At 62.9% G+C, this 21278-nt stretch carries 21 protein-coding genes; 9 read left to right on the plus strand and 12 right to left on the minus strand.

Going from position 1 to position 21278, the window contains the following annotated elements; genetic code table 11:
• The first annotated feature begins 190 nt into the window (after positions 1-190).
• The gene (locus tag AC07VI_RS26120) at positions 191-673 is read left to right on the plus strand and encodes a DUF1203 domain-containing protein (protein WP_086146598.1); all 483 of its coding nucleotides are present in this window, start codon (positions 191-193) and stop codon (positions 671-673) included.
• Here the strand turns inward: AC07VI_RS26120 and AC07VI_RS26125 are convergent.
• Positions 670-1086, minus strand: coding sequence for a hypothetical protein (locus AC07VI_RS26125; protein ID WP_086146573.1), 417 nt, complete (start codon positions 1084-1086; stop codon positions 670-672). The genes AC07VI_RS26120 and AC07VI_RS26125 overlap by 4 nt on opposite strands.
• A 285-nt stretch (positions 1087-1371) precedes the next feature.
• Here AC07VI_RS26125 and AC07VI_RS26130 point away from each other — a divergent pair, with 285 nt between their 5' ends.
• Positions 1372-2151, plus strand: coding sequence for an acetoin reductase (locus AC07VI_RS26130; protein WP_086146572.1), 780 nt, complete (start codon positions 1372-1374; stop codon positions 2149-2151).
• A gap of 140 nt (positions 2152-2291) precedes the next feature.
• Positions 2292-2801, plus strand: coding sequence for a GNAT family N-acetyltransferase (locus AC07VI_RS26135; RefSeq protein WP_086146571.1), 510 nt, complete (start codon positions 2292-2294; stop codon positions 2799-2801).
• Positions 2802-2807: 6 nt separating this feature from the next.
• Here AC07VI_RS26135 and AC07VI_RS26140 read toward each other — a convergent pair whose 3' ends face one another.
• Positions 2808-3656 carry a porin family protein gene (locus AC07VI_RS26140; RefSeq protein WP_086146570.1) on the minus strand — a complete coding sequence of 283 codons (849 nt, stop codon included), beginning with the start codon at positions 3654-3656 and terminating at the stop codon, positions 2808-2810.
• A 186-nt stretch (positions 3657-3842) separates the two neighbouring features.
• Here AC07VI_RS26140 and AC07VI_RS26145 point away from each other — a divergent pair, with 186 nt between their 5' ends.
• Positions 3843-4415 carry a GNAT family N-acetyltransferase gene (locus AC07VI_RS26145; protein ID WP_086146569.1) on the plus strand — a complete coding sequence of 191 codons (573 nt, stop codon included), beginning with the start codon at positions 3843-3845 and terminating at the stop codon, positions 4413-4415.
• Positions 4412-5155: a metallophosphoesterase family protein gene (locus AC07VI_RS26150; protein ID WP_086146568.1), complete on the plus strand. Its 744-nt coding sequence runs from the start codon at positions 4412-4414 to the stop codon at positions 5153-5155. Before AC07VI_RS26145 ends, AC07VI_RS26150 begins: the two co-directional genes overlap by 4 nt.
• 6 nt (positions 5156-5161) lie before the next feature.
• Here AC07VI_RS26150 and AC07VI_RS26155 read toward each other — a convergent pair whose 3' ends face one another.
• From AC07VI_RS26155 to AC07VI_RS26180, 6 genes are all read right to left on the minus strand, one after another.
• On the minus strand, positions 5162-5797 hold the full coding sequence (locus AC07VI_RS26155; RefSeq protein ID WP_139842548.1) for a hypothetical protein: 636 nt from the start codon (positions 5795-5797) through the stop codon (positions 5162-5164).
• A gap of 89 nt (positions 5798-5886) precedes the next feature.
• On the minus strand, positions 5887-7230 hold the full coding sequence (locus AC07VI_RS26160; RefSeq protein ID WP_086146566.1) for a sigma-54-dependent transcriptional regulator: 1344 nt from the start codon (positions 7228-7230) through the stop codon (positions 5887-5889).
• Positions 7223-9133, minus strand: coding sequence for a sensor histidine kinase (locus AC07VI_RS26165; protein ID WP_086146565.1), 1911 nt, complete (start codon positions 9131-9133; stop codon positions 7223-7225). Before AC07VI_RS26165 ends, AC07VI_RS26160 begins: the two co-directional genes overlap by 8 nt.
• Positions 9134-9395: 262 nt before the next feature.
• A complete protein-coding gene (locus AC07VI_RS26170) occupies positions 9396-10388 on the minus strand; it encodes a porin (protein ID WP_086146564.1) in 993 nt (330 codons plus the stop codon).
• A gap of 108 nt (positions 10389-10496) precedes the next feature.
• A complete protein-coding gene (locus AC07VI_RS26175; RefSeq protein ID WP_086146563.1) occupies positions 10497-11810 on the minus strand; it encodes a dicarboxylate/amino acid:cation symporter in 1314 nt (437 codons plus the stop codon).
• Between the two features lie 375 nt (positions 11811-12185).
• Positions 12186-14516 carry a catecholate siderophore receptor Fiu gene (locus tag AC07VI_RS26180; RefSeq protein WP_086146562.1) on the minus strand — a complete coding sequence of 777 codons (2331 nt, stop codon included), beginning with the start codon at positions 14514-14516 and terminating at the stop codon, positions 12186-12188.
• Between the two features lie 292 nt (positions 14517-14808).
• Between AC07VI_RS26180 and nudC the strand changes: the two genes are divergently transcribed.
• Positions 14809-15642: an NAD(+) diphosphatase gene (nudC, locus tag AC07VI_RS26185; RefSeq protein ID WP_492991811.1), complete on the plus strand. Its 834-nt coding sequence runs from the start codon at positions 14809-14811 to the stop codon at positions 15640-15642.
• A 79-nt stretch (positions 15643-15721) separates the two neighbouring features.
• Entirely contained in the window at positions 15722-16288 is a 567-nt protein-coding gene (gene folE / locus AC07VI_RS26190) for a GTP cyclohydrolase I FolE (RefSeq protein ID WP_034754386.1), read from the plus strand.
• Between the two features lie 47 nt (positions 16289-16335).
• Here the strand turns inward: folE and AC07VI_RS26195 are convergent, their stop codons facing one another.
• A complete protein-coding gene (locus AC07VI_RS26195; RefSeq protein ID WP_086146597.1) occupies positions 16336-17148 on the minus strand; it encodes an AraC family transcriptional regulator in 813 nt (270 codons plus the stop codon).
• Between the two features lie 195 nt (positions 17149-17343).
• Here AC07VI_RS26195 and AC07VI_RS26200 point away from each other — a divergent pair, with 195 nt between their 5' ends.
• Positions 17344-17751: a hypothetical protein gene (locus tag AC07VI_RS26200; RefSeq protein ID WP_086146560.1), complete on the plus strand. Its 408-nt coding sequence runs from the start codon at positions 17344-17346 to the stop codon at positions 17749-17751.
• Between the two features lie 130 nt (positions 17752-17881).
• Here AC07VI_RS26200 and AC07VI_RS26205 read toward each other — a convergent pair whose 3' ends face one another.
• Both AC07VI_RS26205 and AC07VI_RS26210 read right to left on the minus strand, forming a co-directional pair.
• Positions 17882-18247: a hypothetical protein gene (locus AC07VI_RS26205; protein WP_034781254.1), complete on the minus strand. Its 366-nt coding sequence runs from the start codon at positions 18245-18247 to the stop codon at positions 17882-17884.
• Positions 18248-18320: 73 nt separating this feature from the next.
• Positions 18321-18749, minus strand: coding sequence for an EamA family transporter (locus AC07VI_RS26210; protein ID WP_099375497.1), 429 nt, complete (start codon positions 18747-18749; stop codon positions 18321-18323).
• Positions 18750-19034: 285 nt separating this feature from the next.
• Between AC07VI_RS26210 and AC07VI_RS26215 the strand changes: the two genes are divergently transcribed.
• Positions 19035-20684 carry a methyl-accepting chemotaxis protein gene (locus AC07VI_RS26215; RefSeq protein WP_086146557.1) on the plus strand — a complete coding sequence of 550 codons (1650 nt, stop codon included), beginning with the start codon at positions 19035-19037 and terminating at the stop codon, positions 20682-20684.
• Positions 20685-20688: 4 nt separating this feature from the next.
• Here AC07VI_RS26215 and AC07VI_RS26220 read toward each other — a convergent pair whose 3' ends face one another.
• Positions 20689-21114 (minus strand): YdgH/BhsA/McbA family protein, encoded by a 426-nt coding sequence (locus tag AC07VI_RS26220; RefSeq protein WP_086146556.1) that lies wholly within the window; start codon positions 21112-21114, stop codon positions 20689-20691.
• Positions 21115-21278 lie beyond the last annotated feature (164 nt).

Raw genomic sequence — 21278 nt, forward strand, 5'->3', positions numbered from 1 at the left:
GTACAAAACGCCCGATGCGGTGCATCGGGCGTTTGTGCAGCAATAAATACTGTCAACCTATTTTAGGACTGGACAGCAGGGGCTGCAGAAGGCCATCCGGGTCGGATCGTCACATTCCACAGCAAGAAACGGATGGCGGCGCAGTTCCGATGCTGGTCTGATGGCAGTGTTGACGACGCAGGAGAACCGCATGGATTTTCGCATCACGGGGCTGTCGCCCGAACCTTTTCTGCCTTTTTTTGCTTTATCCGATGCCGAGCTGGCGGCGCGCGGCATGCGGCGCCATGTGGTCGACCAGCATCCCGGATTTCCTGACCGTATAGAAATGGTGGAAGCCGCGCTGGGCGAAACCGTGCTGTTGTTGAATCATGTGTGCCAGCCGGCCATGACGCCCTACCGGGCTTGCCACGCCATTTTTGTCCGCGAGGGGGCCACGCAAGCGTACGATGCCGTCAACCAGGTGCCGGAATCGATGCGGCTGCGTCTGTTGTCGCTGCGCGCCTATTGCGCCGATGGCATGATGCTCGATGCCGAGGTGGTGGAAGGCACCGCCATCGAGGCCGTCATTGCACGATTATTCGGCAATGCGGACGTCAGTTATATCCACGTCCACAATGCCAAGCGGGGCTGTTATGCGGGCCGCATCGACCGCGTTGGCCTGTCCCTGGCTTAATCGCGCAAGCGCATTTCCAGGCTGTAGCTGGCCACGGCATTCCTGCGCGCCGCATTGCGCATCAGATACACCTGCACCGTGTACGCGCCATCGGCTGGCAGCGCCCCCTGGAAGCTGTTGCCGCTGCGCGCACCGACGAACAGCGCTTCCTCCTGGCCGGCCTGGCGGATATTGACGTAATTCGACGCCTGATTGGTTTTCAGCTTGACGCTGAGGGTCTGTCCCGCCTTGCCCGTGACCGTGTATTCGGCCGTGGCGTAGCCCTTGATCTTGCCTTTCACGCTGTACGCGGCTTGGCCTGCCGTCAATTCCACTGTTTCCTTGTGGACAGGATCGGCGCTCCAGGCGGGCGTGGCAAACACGAGGGCCGCCAGCAGCAGGCTGGCGCGGAGGGACAGGTGACGACGCGGCATATGAATTTCCTTTGCACGTGGATTGACAGGCAGGCGATGGTGCTGCCGCCCATCTTACGCCGGCGGCTGCCAGGCGCCTGTACGCCAGCGCGCATGGCCGCATCGAGGACGGTTTTTCCACCTTTCTTGATCCATGTACTTTTTTTGGGCTGCGCACGTTTCAAGCGGCGGCCAAATGCCAGTTTCAGGTAGGCTGACGCGTCTCCATGCTGCGGAACCGGCCGCGGGCGCCGCTGCGCCGGACCGGTTTTGCAAGTCTTTTTCCCTGTATTGAAAGGAACGCAAATGGGTATTTCCGGAAAAGTCGCACTGGTCACGGGTGCCGCGCAAGGCATCGGCAAGGCCATCGCCTTGCGCCTGGCCAAGGATGGCGCCGATATCGCGCTGGTCGACCTGCACCAGGAGAAGCTGGACACGGCCGCCGCCGAAGTGCGCGCGCTGGGACGCCGCGCCGTCACCTTCATTGCCGACGTGTCGCAACTCGATCAGGTCACTGAAGCGGTGGCGTTTGCCGAGAAGCAATTGGGCGGCTTCGACATCATCGTCAACAATGCCGGCATCGCGCAAGTGCAGCCCTTGCTCGATGTTACGCCGGAAGAGGTCGACCGCATCATGCGCATCAATGTGCAAGGAACGCTCTGGGGCATCCAGGCGGCCGCCAGGACTTTCAAGAAGCGCCGGCAGAAGGGCAAGATCATCAATGCCTGTTCCATCGCCGGGCATGACGGCTTTGCCCTGCTGGGCGTGTACTCGGCCACCAAGTTTGCCGTGCGCGCGCTGACGCAGGCGGCGGCCAGGGAGCTGGCCGCCGACGGCATCACCGTCAACGCGTATTGCCCAGGCGTCGTCGGCACCGACATGTGGGTCGAGATCGACAAGCGCATGGCCGAAGTGACGGGCGCCGAGCTGGGGGCGACGTATAAAAAATACGTGGACGGCATTGCGCTGGGACGCGCCGAGACGCCCGACGACGTGGCGGGCCTGGTCTCCTTCCTGGCGGGGCCGGATTCCGACTACATGACGGGCCAGGCGCCGCTGATCGATGGTGGCCTCGTATACCGCTGATGTATTGACCGCGCATAAGAAACAGGCGGCGCACTCATGGAATGCGCCGCCTGTTTGCTTTGCATCAAGGTTTCATTGCACGGATGCCGGGGTGATAAGATCGCAGACTGGATCAACGCCACCGCGCGGGAAAGTTCATCATGCATGCAATAAACAAGCTCATCGCCTTGCGCCCCATTGCCCCTGGCGAAGAGGCGGTATTGGCCCGGCTGTTCCAGCTGTACTGTTACGACAATAGCGCCTGGAGCGGCGAAGACGTGCTGGCCGACGGCCGCTACGATGTGTGCGATGCGGGCCTGGCGTCGTATGTGCATGCAGCGGGCCACACGGCGCACTGGATCGAGGTCGATGGCGAACTGGCGGGTTTTTACATGACGGAGCCGGCCACCGCGGGCGCGTTGCCGGTGCGGGAGTTCAGCGACTTTTTTATTCTGAAAAAATACCGGCGCCGGGGCGTGGCCCTGGAAGTGGTGCGCCGGGTACTGCTGGGCAGCGCGCACACGTGGATGGTGGCAGTGTTCCGCGCCGATGCCGCAGCGCAGGCATTCTGGCGGCAGGCGCTTGCGTGCCTGCCGTTTGCCAGGATCGAGGCGTACGAGGATCCGGACTTGCCGCAGTTCCAGCTGACTTTGCTGAAACCGGCGGCCTGAGCTGCCTTAGAAGCGGACCTTGACATAGGCGGAGGGGCCCGTCAGGCGCACGTTCAGGTCCGCGCTGCGTTCGCTGTCGCGGCGTAGCTTGATTTTCGAGATGCCGTAGTCGGCCACGAAGCCGATGTTCTTGAACGGAAACCATTCCACGCCGATATTGCCGCCGTAGATGTGGCCGTTGATGCGCCCGCCGTTTTTCTTGATGCCCGACGCTTCCGCGTACATGCGCAAGTCCGGCGTGAAGGCGTGGCGCCAGCCCACTTCCAGCAGCGGCGCGAACGCGTGCTCGCCGATGGAATCGCGCGCCGTGGCCGTCTCGCCATTGACGACGCCGGTGGCCGTGCCGTTCAGGCTGGCATGGTAGTAGGCGGCGCCCAGGCCGATGCCGAAGGTGTCGTTGCCGCTGCCGAGCCACCATTTGTAGGCCAGCTTGGCCAGGTCCAGCTTCAGATCGGCGTTCGCCGTGGCCGTGCCCGTGACGGGCTGGCCATTGATGATGGTTTCGCCGGTGAGCGTCGGCGTGTAGGATTTGTCGTAGCGGTAGTAGTCGAATGCCAGGCCGTGGCGGTCGCCGATCAGCAAGTCCGCTTTTACGCGGGGAATCGTGGTGTGGCTCTGCTTGGATTCGGGCGCGTCGATGCGGCCAAACTGCGTGTCGGCGCCGATATTGATGCGCGGCTCGGCCGAAAAAGCGCCTACCGAGATGCTGACGCGGTCCAGGGCGGGCGACGGTTCCGCCCGCGCCGTGGCGGCGGCCGTGGCAATGCCCATGACGCCCAGCATCATGACGCTGCGCAAGGCAAGATGGCGCAAACGTGGTGGCGACAGGCGGGCGGGGACGGGCGTGGCAAACATGGGGCTACTCCTCAAAAATAAAGTGAAAACGGCCGCGACGTCGGGGCGGCTGGTACGGAAATGCAATGAGGAAATGGTAGCAATTGTTGCTTTTGGATCACGTAGCCGCACGGCGCAAGTGGCCGTCGGATTTGTCCTACCGCAGCTAAACCGCATGTCAAGACTGGTGATGAGAGGAAGTCAACGATGCAGGAAATCATGGAACTGGACACGCCGCGTCTGCTGCTGCGGCAATGGCGCGACAGCGACCTGGCGCCGTTCGCGGCCCTGAATGCCGATCCCCGCGTGATGGAGTTTTTCCCGTCCACCCTGTCGCGCGAGGCCAGCGATGCCATGGCGCTGCGCTGCCGTAGCCTGATCGCCGGGCGGGGCTGGGGCTTGTGGGCCGTGGCTTTGCGCGAAAACAATGCCTTCATCGGCATGACGGGGCTGCATATTCCCGCCGTGCAATTACCGTGTTCGCCATGCGTGGAAATCGGCTGGCGCCTGGCCCATGACTACTGGGGACAAGGTTACGCCCAGGAAGCGGCGCAGGCCGCCCTGCAGGCGGGATACGAACGCTTGCAACTGCCGGAAATCGTCTCCTTCACCGCCTTGCCCAACGTGCGCTCAAGCGCCCTGATGGCGCGCCTGGGCATGCGCCGCGAGCAAGCCACCTTCGAGCATCCGGCCCTGCCGCCCGGCCACCGCTTGCGCGCGCATTGCCTGTATCGTCTGACGCGCGCAGAATGGTGTGCCAGAGGAGGAGACACCACATGAGAATCGCCGCCATTTCCGATATCCACGGCAACCTCGACGCGCTCGAGGCCGTGCTGGCCGACATTGCGCAACGGGGCGTGGACGTGACCGTCAACCTCGGCGATATCGTCTCGGGCCATCTGCAGCCGCGCGCCACGGCGGCGCGGCTGATGGCGCTGGACCTGCCCACCATCCGTGGCAACCATGAGCGCCAGCTGTTCGGCGATCCGGCCCGCATGGGCGCGTCGGACGCCTTTGCGCGCGCACAACTGTTGCCCGAGCAACTCGCGTGGATGGACGCGCTGCCCGCCACCTTGCGCTTGCGCAAGGACGTGCTGCTCGTGCATGGCACGCCGACAAGCGACCTCGTGTATTTTCTCGACAGCGTCACGCCGCAAGGCAGCCGCGCCGCCACGCCGGAGGAGGTGGCGGAACGGGCCGGGACGGCCGAGGCGGCCCTGATCCTGTGCGGCCATACCCACATGCCGCGCATGCTGCGCCTGGCCGATGGGCGGCTGGTCCTCAACCCGGGCAGCGTGGGCTTGCAGGCGTATGACGACGACCACGGCTATCCGCACCTGATGGAGAACGGCACGCCGCACGCGCGCTACGCCATCGCCGAGCAGGGCGCGGACGGCGCCTGGACGGCGCAGTTGCATGCGGTCGAGTATGACTGGGACAAGGCGGCCCGGCTGGCGCTGGCCAACGGCCGGCCCGACTGGGTTACGCCCTTGCGCACGGGCTACGTCGGCGCCGCCTGAGGTGTATCAGCAGCCCGGTGCGCGGGTGACGGGCACGGGCACCAGTTCCGTCTTGCCTTCCCTGGCGATCACCTGGTTGATGCTGATGCTGCAGCGCTTGCCTTCCCAAGAGAAAGCCGCTTCGTAATCCTCGCCGGCGCGCGGCGTGAAGGTGATGTCGCCATGGCAGCTGGGCGACACGCTGTCAAAGCGCACGCCGTTGGCCACGTAAAACGGCGAGACATCCTGGAAGCCCAGGCGCAGGCTGCTGGGCTTGCCCGCAGGAATCTCATATTCGCGGAAATAGGCCTTCGAGAAGAAGCCGTCCTTGCGCGCCAGGTTTTGCGACGTTGCCGTTTCCGGAATGCCCAGGCTGGTATTGCTGACCGTGCCGATCAGGGAGCCGAAGGCGGAGCTCATGCCGCCGCTGGCCTTTTCCACGCCATCGCTGAACATGCCGCGGATGCAGCTGCTGTCGCGGTACAGGAAGGCGGTGGCGCCATTCTGGCCGAACAGGCGCAGACGGCTGACGGTGGATGTTGCCGGCGCCGCCGGCGCGCTGGCCGCCTCGGCGGCGGCAGCGGGTGCTTCGGTGGTGGCGATATCCTGGGCAAAGCTGGTGGCGCTGAGCAAGAGGGAAAAGAGGAAAGCAGGTTTTTTCATTGGCTCAAAAAATTATCAAAAAGAAACAATATATACCATAAGGCAATACATTGCTGCTCTTTTTGACAAGCCTGTCACCGTGCCGTTCCCTAGCGGAACTCTTCCGCCACCAGGTTGTACTTCTGCATCTTGTGATACAGGGTCTGTTTCGGCAAGCCCAGCACCGCGCTCACGTCACTGACGTTGCCCGAATATGCGCGCAGTTCCTGTTCGATCAGGGCGCGCTCAAAGCCGTTCACCTGTTCCGCCAGCGACAGGGGGCTGGCCTGGCCGCCCGCCAGCAGGCTCGAGGCGCCGCCGGCAATGCCCAGCACGAAGCGGTCGGCGATATTGCGCAGTTCGCGCACATTGCCGGGCCAGGAATGGGCCATCAGGTTGCGCATCTGCGCGCTGGAAACCACGGGTGCGGCGCGGTTGTAGCGGGCGGCGGCGGCCAGCACGAAGTGCTCGAACAGGATGGGAATATCCTCGCGCCGTTCGCGCAGCGGCGGCAGATGCAGCACGATCAGGTTCAGGCGATAGTACAGGTCGCTGCGGAATTTCTGCTGCTGCGACAAGTCTTCCAGGTCCAGCTTGGCAGCCGCGATGACGCGCACGTCGACGGGCGTGGGCACGTTTGAACCGAGGCGCTCGATATAGCGCTCCTGCAGCACGCGCAGCAATTTGACTTGCAGCGACAGGGGCAGCGATTCAATTTCATCGAGGAAGAAAGTGCCGTGGTCGGCATGCTCGATCTTGCCCACCTGCCGCTTGGCCGCGCCCGTGAACGCGCCCGGTTCGTGGCCGAAGACTTCACTTTCAAAAATGCTTTCGGGAATCGCGCCGCAGTTGACGGCGACAAAGTTGTGCTTGCGGCGGTGGCTGAAGTCGTGCAGGCAGCGGGCCACCATTTCCTTGCCCGTGCCCGTGTCGCCGTAGATCAGCACGTCAGCCGGTTCGTCGGCAACGTCGAGTATCAAGCGCCGTATGTCGCGCATCGCCACGGAATTGCCCAGTAAGCGCGCTTCGATGCCGCCGCCGTCCTCGAGCTGGCGGCGCAGGCTGTGCACTTCCAGCATGAGCCTGCGCGTTTCCAGCGCGCGCAGGATGACGTCGACCAGCTGGTCGGAGGAATACGGTTTTTCGATGAAGTCGTAGGCGCCCGTGCGCATGGCGTGCACGGCCATGGTGATGTCGCCGTGGCCCGTGACGAGGATCACGGGCAGGTGCGGGTCCAGCGTCTTGACCGCTTGCAGCAGCTCCAGGCCGCTCATGCCGGGCAGGCGCACGTCGCTGACGATGATGCCGGGAAAATCCGGCGTCAGCAGTTTATAGGCCAGTTCGGCCGAGTGAAACGCCAGCACGTCCAGGCCGGCCAGCTGCAATGCCTGCTCGCTGCCCTCGCGCACGGTGGGGTCGTCCTCGACCAGCAAGACCTTCAAGCCGTCAAACATGTTTTTCCTCCTGCGTTGCAATCTGTAGTTCGATGGTGAAGACGGCGCCGCCGCCGGGGGCGTTTTCGGCGCGCAGCACGCCGCCGAACTGGCGCGTGATCTGTTCGGAGATGGCCAGTCCCAGGCCCAGCCCCAGCCCCTGCGGTTTGGTCGTGAAGAACGGCTCGAACAGGTGTTCATACACTTCCGTCGACAGGCCGGGGCCCGTGTCGGCCACGTGGATCAGCACATGCTCCTGCGTGCATTCGACGGACACGCGCAGGCTGCGCACGTCGCTGCCGTTCATGGCGTCGAGCGCATTGGCATACAGGTTCACCAGCACCTGCTCCAGGCGGTTGCTTTCGCACATGGCGAAGATGTCGTCGGGCGGCAGTTGCAAAGTAAAACGCACATTTTCCACCTGCAGGCGGCGCTCGACGAGGAACAGGGCGTTGCTGATCGCCGTGGGAATCGAGACGGAAGTCAGGCTGGTCGTCGATTTGCGCGCAAAAACTTTCAATTGGCCTGTAATTGTCCCCATCCTGGCCGCAATTTGCGAGATCTTCGCCAGATTGCGCCGCGCGTCGTCGAGCCGGCCCCGTTCGAGCAGGATGACGGCATTGTCGGACATGGTGCGCAGCGCCGTCAGCGGCTGGTTCAGTTCGTGCGTGATGCTGGCCGACATCTGCCCCAGCACGGCCATCTTGCCGGCCTGAAATAGTTCATTCTGCGTGATGTGCAGCTTTTGCTCGGCCTTGCTGCGCACCTCGATTTCCTGGCTCAGGCTTTGCGTCATGGCGTTCAGTTCCGACGTGCGTTCCTCGACCATGGCTTCCAGGTTGTCATAGGCGTGCTGCAAGTCTTCGCGGGCGCGCAGTTTTTGCGCCACGGCGGCGCGGCGCTGGCGCAGGTAAAAGAACAGCAGCATGAAAAAGCCCAGCAGCACGCACGAGAAGGCGGCCGCGGCGCGGGCGCTGGCCTTCGCTTGCGCCAGGTCGGACAGGTAAATGAAGGTCCAGCCTTGCGGCGACTTGAGCTTGATCTGCGTCATGACGCTGGAGCTGATCTTCGGCGGCGCGTCGGCATGCTCGTGTTCGCGCACGCTGATCACGCGCGCGCCATTGCCCAACTGGCGGTCCGACACGAAGGGGATGGCTTCCAGCTGTTTCGAGTAATACTGGCGCGTGCGGTTCAGTTCGGCCAGCACGGCGGGCGACAGGGGCGCCAGGGTCTTGTATTTCCAGTCCGCCATGGAGCTGAGGAAGATGACGCCGTGTTCGTCGGCCAGCATGACCTTGTCGGCGCCCTGCACCCAGCGCTTTTCCAGCGTTTCCAGGTTGACCTTCACCGTTGCCAGGCCCAGCATGTGGCCATTCTGGTAGATGCCGTGGGCAAAGAAGTAGCCGGGCTCCAGCCGCGTCGTGCCGACGCCATAAAAACGCCCCGGCGTGCCGCGCAGCGCATCCTGGGCATACGGGCGGAATGAGATATTGTCGCCAATAAAGCTGTCGGGCCCCTGCCAGTTGCTGGCGGCCCGCGTGTTGCCGTCGAGGTTGCTGATGAAAATCGTTGACGATTTCGCCTGGGCGTTCATCTGCTCGAGGTAATGGTTGACCGTGTCGACCAGCACCGGGTCTTCCGGGTGCTGCAGCAAACGGATGACGTCGCGGTTCAGCTCCAGGGTCTTGGGCAGGAAGTCGTATTTCTCCAGCGCATTTTCCAGGCTGCTCACATACACCTCGAGGCGCTGCGCGCCGCTGGCCTGCAGCTTGCCGATGGCGATGCGTTCGGTCCAGAAGTACACGAGCCAGACGGTGGCCAGGCAGGCGGCCAGCACCACGCCCCAGGCCAGCGTTTCGCGGCCCGACCGTTGCGACAGGCGCTGGCGCCAGGAAAGGGAGGGTTTGGTAGTACTGCTATTCATAAAATCAGCTGCCAACTTGCAAGAACCCACAGTATCGCATTTAAATATTGCGTCAAAAGAAAAAGCCGCCGGATATGCATCCGGCGGCTCACGCTTATATTTCACGGACATTCCGACGTCCGACAAAACCGTAGCGAGCGGCAGTGGGGCTCGGCGCCCCCTTGTGGCCGAGAAGCGCCACCGTACGCTAGTACGGTGGCGCCGAGCCGGTGAGCATCGCCGGCCGCAAGGCGCGCCGCGCAGTAGATTTTGGCCGACGTCCTTAGAACGTGTGACGCATACCTAAGTTGAAACCGCTGTTGCCGGTGCCATTGTCGGTGGCGTTGCCGACGACGAAGGTGGCGCCGTTCTTGTTGCTGATGTGGCCGTAGCCGGTGTACAGGTCGGTGCGCTTGGACAGGGCGTAGAAGGCGCCGATGGCCCATTGCTGGGCGTCACGGTTCAGGCTGCTCTTGTCGTTGTGGCGGATGTACGACGCGACCAGCTTGGTGGCGCCGAACGGGGCGCTGAAGCCGACCAGGATGTCATTGCTCTTGCTGTCGTCGAGGGCGCGGTTGTCGGCGTAGCCGAAGTTACCTTGCAGTACGCCAAAATCGTAGCGCGTGGCCAGCAGGGTGTTGCGGGTCTGCTGGGTCGCCAGCGAATTTTCCTTGCGGTGATGCGTCAGGGTCACGTTCAGCGGACCGTCGATGTAGTGCACGGCGCCGCCCATGCTGCGGTTTTTCGCGTTGTCGCCGGCCACTTCGCCGAAGCCGTACGCCAGGTCGGCCGACAGCTTGCTCCAGGTCGGCGTGCTGTATTGCACCATGTTATCGACGCGGATATTCGTCACCATCAGGTTCGACGCCGTGCCGGCCAGGCCGATGACGAACGGATCGGCCACGTCGCGCAGGGCCAGGTAGTACGGAGAATATTGGCGGCCCAGGGTGACGGCGCCGGCGCTGCCGGTCAGGCCGACATAGGCCTGGCGGCCGAACAGCAGGCCGCCCTGGCCCGAGGTGCCGGTATCGATATTGAAACCGCTTTCCAGCACGAAGGTAGCGGCCAGGCCGCCGCCCAGGTCTTCCTTGCCTTTGAAGCCGATGCGCGAGCCGGAGGCGACGCCGGAAGCGACGCGGTTCAGGCGGTCGCCGGCCGCATCCTTGTCGAACACGAGGCCGGCGTCTGCCACGCCGTAGATGGTCACGCTCGATTGTGCCAATGCGCCGCCGGAAGCTGCGCCGAGGGCCAACAGGGTAAACAGGACTTTTTTCATGAAAATCTCTCTAATAGGTTGGAATGACTACTGATCGCACTACCTGACTGCTTGTTACTCAACATGGACAACAAATAAATAGCCCGCTTGTGGCGGGCCATGGCGCTATCAGGCTTTGCTAGCGTGGTCAGCTTCGCCCCAATGGCTTTCCGTGTTCTGGTTGGCGGCGTTGGCCGCGGCTGCTTCTTCTTCCGTGGCCAGGCCACCTTCCCACTTGGCGACGACTGCCGTGGCGACGGCGTTGCCGACCGCATTGGTAGCCGAACGGCCCATGTCGAGGAACTGGTCGACACCCATCAGCAGCAGCAGGCCCGCTTCCGGGATGTTGAATTGGTTCAATGTTGCCGCAATGACTACCAGCGAGGCGCGCGGTACGCCGGCCATGCCTTTCGAGGTCAGCATCAGCAGCAGTAGCATGGTGATCTGCGTGCCGATCGACAGGTCGATACCATAGGCTTGCGCAATGAACAGCACGGCGAAGGTGCAGTACATCATCGAGCCGTCCAGATTGAAGGAGTAGCCCATCGGCAACACGAAGCTGGAAATCTTGCGGTCCACGCCGAACTGGTCGAGCGCCGTCAGCAGTTTTGGATAGGCCGCTTCCGAACTGGCCGTCGAGAATGCCAGCAGGAACGGTTCGCGGATCAGGCCCACGAGCTTGAAGACGCGGGGGCCGATGACGATGAAGCCGGCGCCGATCAGCAGGGCCCACAGGCACATCAGGCCCAGGTAGAAGCCGCCCATGAACTTGGCAAACGTGACCAGCACGCCCAGGCCGTGCGTGGTGATGACGGACGCCATGGCGGCGAACACGGCCAGCGGGGCCAGGTTCATGATGGTGCCGGTGATGCGCAGCATGACTTGCGCCAGCTGATCGACGACGGCCGTCAGGGTCTTGCCCGATTCGCCCAGGCCGGCCAGTGCGCCGCCGAAGAAGATCGAGAACACCAGCACTTGCAGGATTTCATTGTTGGCCATGGCCTCGATCGGCGACTTCGGCACCAGATGCGTGAAGAAATCTTTCAAGGTGAAGGCGGCCGTTTTCAAATTCGTTGAAGCGTGTACGTCCGGCAATGGCAAGCCCAGGTTGGTACCGAGCTGCATCAGGTTCGACAGCACCATGCCCAGCGCCAGCGAGACCAGCGAGGCGACGACGAACCAGCACATGGCTTTCAGGCCGATGCGGCCGGCCGTCTTGCCGTCGCCCATGTGGGCGATGCCGACCGTCAGGGTGGAGAACACCAGCAGCGCAATGATCATCTTGATCAGGCGCAAGAAGACGTCGGTGACGATGGAAATATTGCCAGCGATTTGAGCGCTGAGCTTGGCATCAGGGAAGGCGGTGTTGCATCCATAGCCCACGGCAATGCCGAGGATCATGGCAATCAGGATGTACAGGGTTAATGGCCGTTTCTTTTTCATTATGACTCCTCCGGTGAAACGCCGCTGTGAGCGGATTATTGATTGCGAGCAACTCAAGCTTGGAGTCAATATTTCTCAAAAACAAGCCCTTGCGTGCCAGCGATTATTTGCAGCAAAACCTGTACATAGCAAAGGATATGCCTGAAATGGGAATTTGGGACCGAACTTCTTAAGTTGTTGATTTGAGGAAGCTTTTTTTGTTGCTTAGATGTCGCAACTTTGCACGTTTGCGCGAAATATTGGACGCGGCAGGCCATCGCTGTATGACTTTTCATACGCTAGTCACGGCAGGGTGGCGCTGCGCCAAAAAGACAAGATTATCAGGACAATAAAAAAGCCCCTCCGAAGAGGGGCTTGATATGGCGCAATGCGTGTTTAGAACTTGATATTGGCCGTCAGGCTGAACGAACGGGGCTGGCCGGGCGTGTAGCGGAAGCCGGACTTGTTGATGGCCGCCACATAGGTCTTGTCGGCCAGGTTGTAGGCGTTCAACTGCAAGTCGAGGTTCTTGTTGACGGTATAGCTTGCCATGGCGTCGAAGACCCAGTAGGCATCGACGCGGGCCGGCGTGCCGACGGCGCCGTCGGTGCCGCGCAGCATTTCACCGACGTAACGGGCGCCGCCGCCGATCTTCAGGCCGAAGGGCAGGGTGTACGACGTCCAGCCCGTGAACGCCTGTTTCGGCGTGTAGCTGAGGTTATTGATGCCGCTGGCCGTGACGACCTTGCCCGACTCGACCTTGGTATTCATGCGCGTGTAGCCGGCGCTGACCAGCCAGTTCGGCATGATTTCGCCCACCATGCCGATTTCGACGCCCTGCACGCGTTTCTTGCCATTCTGATAGTAGACCAGGTCGACGGGATCTTGTTCCACTTCATTTTTCACGTCCGTCTGGTAGATGGCGGCCGACAGCGACAGTTTTTGTTTCAGGAAATCCCACTTGGTGCCGATTTCCTTGGTCGTGGTTTCCTGCGGATCATAGATCGGATTTTGCGCGCTGCTGGCGCCCGTGCTCAGCGTAAAGTTGGTGCCCGGCGGCGCCTTCGACGTGGCCCACAGCGCATACACGCTGCTGTCCGGCGTCGGCTTGTACAGGGCCGAGATCTTGCCGTTGGCGAAGGTGTCGTTCAGGGTGATGTGAACAGGAATAGGCGTGCCCACCGGCAATTTTTGCACCTGGCCCGGGGCGACGGCCGTTTGCAGGGTGACGGAGTCATAGCTGGTGTTGAAATGGTCGAAGCGCACGCCGCCGTTGAAGATCCATTTGTCGCCGAACTTGATGGTGTCGAAGACATACGCGCTTTGCGTGTTGACTTCGCCCTGGCTGTAGGCGCCGCTGCGCACGGGCTGGTAGCCAGTGACGGGGTCGCGCGGGTTCGGATGGTAGAGATTGGCGTCCGGCATGGTGCCCAGGCTGGCGGGCACATAGCCGTAGTTGGTCTGCTTTTCGCTGGTGAACTCGGCGCCGGCCACCACGGAGTGCTTGAGCACGCCCGTGTCGAATTGCGCGCTGATGACGGTCTGGTTGGTCAGGATCGTGTTTTCCTGGTCCTTCACCGTGCGCAGCGAGCGCGCCAGGGTCCAGGTCGACGGGTCGGTGGCGACCGGCGTCTTCAGGTTGGCGGTGCTGCCCATGAAGGCCGTCAGCAGGTAATCCTGCTGGGTCTTGCCGTAGCGCGTGGTGTTTTGCAGCTGCAGCGTGGGCGAGAAATCATGGTCGATGCGCAAGGTGCCCATGTCGGCCTTGACCTTGTCGTGGTCCGCGGTGGAGCCGTAGAAGTTCTTCGGATCGACCCTGGCCGCGCCGTTCAGGAAGGTGCGGATGACCTTGTTCGTCGGCGTGATGCTGTCCGGCGTGCTGTAGCCGGGCAGGCCGATGGTGGGCACGAAGCCGTCGGGCACGTTGTTTTGATCCACGTGCAGGTAGCTGGCCGTGACGCGCGTCGGCTTGCCGATGCCGAAGGTGACGGTGGGCGCGAAGGCCCAGCGCTTGTTCTTGACTTCATCGCGCGCCGGATTGCCGCTGTCCTGCGTCATCAGGTTCAGGCGCAATGCCGTGCCGGTATCGCTGTCGAGGATGCGGTTCCAGTCGGCCGTGGCGCGTTTCTGCTTGCCGCTGCCGGCCGTCAGCAGGGAATTGAACTTGTTTTCCATGGTCGCCGTCTTGCTGACCAGGTTGATCGAGCCCGTCGGCGAACCGCGGCCGCTGTCCGTGCCCGCCGGGCCCTTCAGCACGTCGATCTGTTCGATGTTGAAGACGTCGCGCGAGATGGAGCCGACGTCGCGCACGCCATCGACATAGATGCTGCCCGAGGCGTCGAAGCCGCGCATGTAGACGGCGTCGCCCGTGTTCGTGTTGCCATTCTCGCCGAGGAAGAAGGTGCCCACGCCCGGCGTGTTGCGCAGCGCATCCGTCAGGGTCAGCGCGCCTTGCTGTTCGATCAATTCTTTCTTGATCACGACGATGGTTTGCGCCGTGTTGACGAGCTCTTCCGTGTACTTCGGCGACGAGGCTTTCTCGGCCTTGAAATCATTTTCCTTGGAACTGACGACCTTGATTTCATTGAGGGTTTGCTGCGATGCGGGCGCGCTCTGGCCTGCCGGGTCGGCCGCCTGGGCGGCGACGGGCAGCAGCATCACGGCCAGGGCGGCGCCGACGTGCTGGTTGAAACGGGATGGGGCGTGTTTGCGGCTCTTGATTGCCATCTTGCTCTCTCGATAAGGTCAGGGTAGTGGTTCCTGGCTGGCGCTGCGCGGCGGTGCGTTGGCACACGGGCAAGTGGCTGGCGGTGGACGAATAGAGCGACATTGTAATTATTGGGCGCTTATTCGTAAATGAGAATCGTTATCAGTCTCGTTTACGCAACGAATTGGGCGTGCCGCAAAAAAAACACGGTCATGCCGCATGCGTGCTTGCTTTGCTGGCCGGCCGCTGCTACGCGCGCAAGCGTCGGGCGGCGGGAGTATGATGAGCAACCTTTACAATTGACCGCCAAGCATGCTGCAGACTCCCGATGCCTTTGTCCCCCTGATCGATGCGCCCGAACCGGCCCCGGCCGCCGAGCAGACGCTGACCTTTGTCTTCCACCGCGCACGCCTGCTGCTGCGTGCGCCCGGGCTGACCCTGCCCACTGCCGCCGAGGCGGCGGCGCTCGATATCGACCTGAGCCGTGCCCAGCCCGTCGGCCTGTGGCAAGGCCGCTATTGCCAGACGGTCTGGACGGATGTGGAGCAGCTGCCGGCCGACAGCGGCCTGGCGTATCACCCCATGCGCTCGCTGTTCCATGCCGTCGACGACGCCTTCCTGGGCCTGGCCAGCCGCGCCGCGCAGCTGGCCGAATGGGCGCGCACGCACCGCCATTGCGGCGTGTGCGCCACGCCCATGCAGCGCACGCGCGGCGAACGCTGCTTTACCTGCGCCGCCTGCGGCATGCTCGCCTATCCGCGCATTTCGCCGGCCATGATGGTGCTCATCCGCAAGGGCCAGCACGTGCTGCTGGCCATGCACAGGCATTCACCGTCGCAGCGTTTCAGTCCGCTGGCCGGTTTCCTGGAAGCGGGCGAATCGATCGAGGAAGCCGTGCACCGCGAAGTGATGGAAGAGGTGGGCTTGCGCGTGCACAATCTGCAGTACTTCATGAGCCAATCCTGGCCGTTTCCCCATTCGCTGATGATCGCGTTTACGGCTGACTACCTCGACGGCGAGATCCGCCTCGACGAGAACGAGATTGCCGAGGCGCGCTGGTTCGGCCCCGGTGATGTCTGGCCGGAAGCGAGTTCGAGCGTGTCGATCTCCGCGTTGCTGGTCGGCGCGCACCGGCCGCCGGCGTAGCGGGAAAGTAGGGCGGCTCAGGCAGCCTGCCACATTTTCTATATACTGGCGGCAATTGAAAATTTTAGGGTGTTTTAGCATGTCTCAAGAAGAATTCTCCGAAAACGACTGGCGCCGGCTGATCAGCAGCTTTGGCGAAGACCCGCAGCGTCCTGGCTTGCTGGAAACGCCGGCGCGCGTGGCGAAAGCCTGGAAGCACTGGACTTCCGGCTATGGCCAGGACCCGGTGGACTTGCTGAAAGCCTTTGAAGACGGCGCGGAACAGTACAACGAGCTCATCGTCGTGCGCGGCATCCCCGTCTACAGCCATTGCGAGCACCATCTGGCGCCGTTCTTCGGCAAGGCCACCATCGGTTATGTGCCAAATGGCAAGATCGTCGGCCTGTCGAAACTGACGCGCCTCGTCGATTGCTTCTCCAAGCGCCTGCAGGTGCAGGAACGCATGACGATGCAGATCGCCAACGCGCTGATGGAAGTGCTGGAACCGAAGTCGGTGGGCGTGGTCGTGCGCTGCCGCCACCTGTGCATGGAAAGCCGCGGCATCCGCACGCCGGGCGAGGAAACCATCACCTCGGCCATGCTGGGCGAGATGCAGCCGAACCTGGCGCTGCGCACGGAATTTCTGGCGCTGGCACGCGAAAGCTGATCGTTTTAAGCGACGATGCGTGACGAAGGCGGCATATGCCGCCTTTTTTAATGGGTTTCCCGTTCCGCCAGGTAGCGCGCCGGCGGCTTGCCGACGGCCTTGCGGAACATGGTGACGAAACCGCTGGTGTTTTCGTAGCCCAGTTCCAGCGCGATCTTCTTGACGCTGTGGCCCTGCGCCAGCCGTTGCAGGGCGATGATCACATGCAGCTGCCGGCGCCAGCGGCCCACGCTCATGCCCATTTCCGCCAATGACTGCCTGGTCATGCTGCGCTCGCTCATGCCGATGCGGCTGGCCCACTCGGCCAGCGTGCCCTTGTCGGCCGGCTGCGCCAGCAGCAGGGCGGCCAGGCGGCGCAGGCGCGCGTCGCGCGGCATCGGCAGATGCAGGTCTTCCACGGGCGCCGCCGCCAGTTCATCGAGCAGGGTCGCCACCAGCCGCTCTTGCGCGCCATGCAAGGTGGTCAGGGTGGGAAAGCCGGCCGCCTTGACGATCAGTTCGCGCAGCAGCGGTGAGACGGCCAGGGTGCAGCAGACGGCCGGCAAGGCCGGCGCCATGGCCGGCTCGACGAACAGGCAATAGCACTCGGCTTCGCCCACGCCCTGGGCCGCGTGCATCAGGCCGCCCGGTATCCATACGGCGCACTGGGGCGGCACGATCCACACGCCACTTTCCACCTCGCAATGAATCACGCCGCGTATGGCGTACAGCAGCTGTCCCTTGCGGTGCTGGTGCGGCGCCTGTTCCCATTCCTCGCGCACGCTGGCCAGGCCCAGCGCCAGTACGGGGCGCAGCACGCCATCGACGTCGAAATCGATGATGGAGGCGGCGGCGTCGAGGCCCAGCTGGGTGGAGAGCATGCTCGGCAGCAAGGGATAGGGCATGGCGGGGGCTTTGGCTGGATTGAATAATATTGTGGCTATTGTATGCAATGACGCCGGGCGCCGTCATCGGTATCGTATGGCTATCCGCAGCCCCGCTTCAACGGCAACCGCCGCCGCCCGTGTTCTGATGAAGGCCAGGAGGAACGGCAACCCCCTTTGAAGGAGTCCCCCATGCAACTCGATATCACCGATTTCCCCCTCGTCTGGATGCGCCGCGACCCTGCCGCCGGCAGCCCGGACGAGGCCCTGTTCGCCCAGTTCGAAGACTTGCTGGCGCGCCGCCAGGCGTTCGTCATCCTCAGCGAGCAAGGCCTCGACGAGGACGGGCATGACCATCCGCAGGAAGCGCGCAAGCGCGCCGTGCTGTGGATGAAGCGGCACAAGGCCGCCCTGCGCGCCTACATCCAGGGCATGGTGCTCGTCGAGCCGAGCGCGGCCAAGCGCCTGGCCGGCAAGGCCTTTGCCGCCACGTTCGGCCAGTTCTGGGGCTACCCTTTACACTTTGGCACCAGCCGCGACGACGCGCTCGACATCGCCCGGCATTTGCTCAGGGTGTGGCTGCCGCCAAGGGAAGACTAACGACATGAAGAGCACCTGACAAAACCGTAGCGAGCGGTAGTGATTTGTGGCTAAGAAGCGCAACCGTACTCTAGTACGGTGAGCATCGCAGGCCGCAAAGCGCGCCGCGCAGTAGGTTTGGTCAGGTGTTTTAGTAGCGGTAGTCGTTGACGAAATGTTTGGTGAAGTTGTACTTGCTGCCGCCGTCGAGCAGGTCGACCAGGCGCTTCGGCGCCGAGGCCGACATGAAGGCGTCGGCCGCGCCGCCCGTGCTGCGGAACTTCATGCCGGGGCTGAGGATCTGGTTGGCGCCGATTTTCAGGTGCTGGAAGCTTTTCGTCTTTTCATTGTTGAGGATGAAATGCAATTCCTGCTTGAAGGTGAGAAAAGGGATCTTCAGCCACCAGCCTTCGTCCGTGCCGTAGCTGGCGACGCTGGCAAAGTGCGTGTTCTTGTCCGTCAGCGTGGGTTTGCCCAGGCGGTCGTTGATGCGTTTCATGGCTTCGTTCTTGGTCATGCTGTTCTTTCGTGATTCATTCTATGCGGCGTGCATTCTGACACAGGCGCGCCGCCGCGTGCCGTGTATCGCCTCACAGCAGCAAAATCAGCGAGCCGAGCACGATCAGGCCGCCGCCGAGTGCCGCTTTCACGGTGAACGGCTCGCCCAGCACCAGCCAGCCGGCCAGCATCACCAGCGCCACGCTGAGCTTGTCGACGGGCGCCACCAGCGAGACGGGCCCCAGTTGCAGCGCGCGGAAATAGCACAGCCACGACAGCCCCGTGGCCACGCCCGAGGCGATCAGGCAAGTCCAGCCCACCCAGTTGCCGCCGCCGGGGCGCTGCCATTCCGCGCGCAGCGAAATGATGGCGGCCGTCACCAGCAGGATGACGCCCGTGCGTATCAGGGTGGCCATATTGCTGTTCAGGTGGGCCACGCCCAGCTTGCCCAGGATGGCCGTCAGGGCCGCGAAGACGGCCGACAGGATGGCAAAGCCTTGCCAGGTAAGGGGTGTCGACATGGGGCTCCTTGCGCGGTGGGGAACTGCAGTGACTGTAGCGCAAAAGAACGGCGGGTGCTGGCAATAACTTATTGCAACGCAACATCAATTCTCATCAATTGTCGCAACGCATTAACAACACCGGGCAAAATCATTGCCTTCCGGCATTGTAAATATCGGTAGATCAAGCGTATGCTGGATATGTCTGAACGGTGCCGCCAGAGCGCCGTCGCCGCCGCATTCCCGGCCGCAGCGCCGGGTACGGACCATGCCCCTTCGCCGCACATATACAGTTGGAGACAGCACATGAAGAAATTGACGTTCCGGCAGAAGTTATGGATACCCCTGATTTGCAGCTTGTTGTGCATCACTGTCATCTTTGTCTATAACGCCCTGGAAATCCGCAAGATCCGCATCGAGGAACGTAGCGCCGACCTGAGCAATGCTGCCGACCTGGGCCTGGGCGCCGTGAAGATGTTTGGCGACCTGGCCGCCAGCGGCGCCCTGACGCAGGAAGAGGCGCAGAAGCAGGCGACCGCCGTCATCAAGAGCATGCGCTTTGGCGAGACCGGTTATTTGTCCATCATCAACCTCGACGCCGTCGTCGTGATGAATCCCGCCGCGCCGCAAACGAACGGCAAGAACATGTCGGACTTCAAGGACGCCAACGGCACCTATCTGTACCGCGACATTGTCGCCGTCGGCAAGAGCGATGCGGGCAAGGGCTTTGTCCACTATCATTTCCCCCGTCCCGGCCAGAAGAACGCCGAACCGAAGATGAGCCGCGTGGTCGCCTACAAGCCGTGGAGCTGGACCCTCGTGGTGGGCGTGTACATGGACGATATCGACGCCGCCTTCCGCCAGTCGCTGCTCACTTCGCTGGGCGTGCTGGTGCTCGTGTGCGGCTTGCTGTCGGCCGTTGTCGTCGTGATCAACCGCAGCCTGCGCCATGCGCTGGGCGGCGACCCCGAGTATGCGGCCGAGGTGGCGGAAAAAATCGCGAACAACGACCTGAGCGGCAGCGTGCGCACGCACGCCAGCGACAAGCACAGCGTGCTGTATGCGATGAAAACCATGCAGGCCAACCTGGTCGATGCGATCAGCGAAATCCGCCATAGCGCCGAGACGATCGCCACGGCGTCGAGCGAGATTGCCAGCGGCAATATGGACTTGTCGGCGCGCACGGAAATGCAGGCCAGCTCGCTGGAAGAAACGGCCGCCTCGATGGAGGAGCTGACCTCGACCGTATCGCAAAACACGGGCAACGCCGTGCAGGCGAATGAACTGGCGCAGTCGGCGTCCAGCGTGGCGCGCCAGGGCGGCGCCGTGGTGGCGCAAGTGATCGGCACCATGGACACCATCAACGCCTCGTCGCGCAAGATCGTCGATATCATCGGCGTCATCGACGGCATCGCCTTCCAGACGAACATCCTGGCCCTGAACGCGGCCGTGGAAGCGGCGCGCGCCGGGGAACAGGGACGCGGCTTCGCCGTCGTCGCCTCCGAAGTGCGCAACCTGGCCCAACGGTCCGCGGGCGCGGCGAAGGAAATCAAGGAACTGATCGGCGCTTCCGTCGACAGCATCGCGGCCGGCAGCACCCTCGTCGCACAGGCGGGCACGACCATGGATCAGGTGGTCGCTTCCGTCTCGCGCGTGACCGACATCATGGCCGACATCACGGCCGCCTCGCACGAGCAAAGCACGGGCATCGGCCACGTCAACCAGGCGATCACGGAGATGGACAGCGTGACGCAGCAAAACGCGGCCCTAGTGGAAGAGGCGGCAGCGGCGGCGTCGAGCATGCAGGACCAGGCGGCCGTGCTGGCGCAGCTGGTGGCGCGCTTCAAGCTGTCGGCGCATGAGGGTGGCGCCGCGGCGCCGCGCCTGGCGGCCAGTTCGGCTGGCGCGCCGCGCGCCGTGGCCCGCAAGCCGGCGCGCAGCCTGGCCGCGCACTAAGGTCTTACTGGGCTGGCGCCGCCGCTTGCGGTGCCGGCTCGAATTCCAGCTTGTCATCGACGACGACGAATTGCCCGACCGGCTGGCCCAGGTCGGCTCTCGGGTCGTTTTCCATTTCCGTCAGCTCATTGCAGGTATTCGTTTCCGCCTGCCACAGCTGCTTGCCCATGCGGATGTTCCACAGGCCATCGCCGGCCGAGAACAGCTCGACCTTGATGTCGGGCCGGGCCGCCGTCGACAGGGTATGCAGGCGCTGGCAGTGCGGCAGATTGGTCGCCATCAGCTGCACTTCCACCGTATCTTGCCAAAAATAACTTTGCTGGCGGCGCACGGTCAGGGAATGCTCCTGGCCGTCGAACATATAGATGGCGAAGTCCTGGACACAGCCTGACAGCAGGACGGACAGCATGACGATCAGGAGTTTGCGCATGGTCGGCTTTCTTTGGTGGTTCTCGGGAATGGCGGAATGGAGTGCCTGTGGCGAGAGTGGGCGCTTGCTTGCATGGCCCGTGCGTCGCCCGGCGTCTTGTTTTCCGCTGACGTGGCATTATATCCATGCACACCAGTTGCGGCGCGACAATAGTTACGCCCACC

The organism is Janthinobacterium sp. GW821-FHT03A03 (assembly GCF_059421435.1).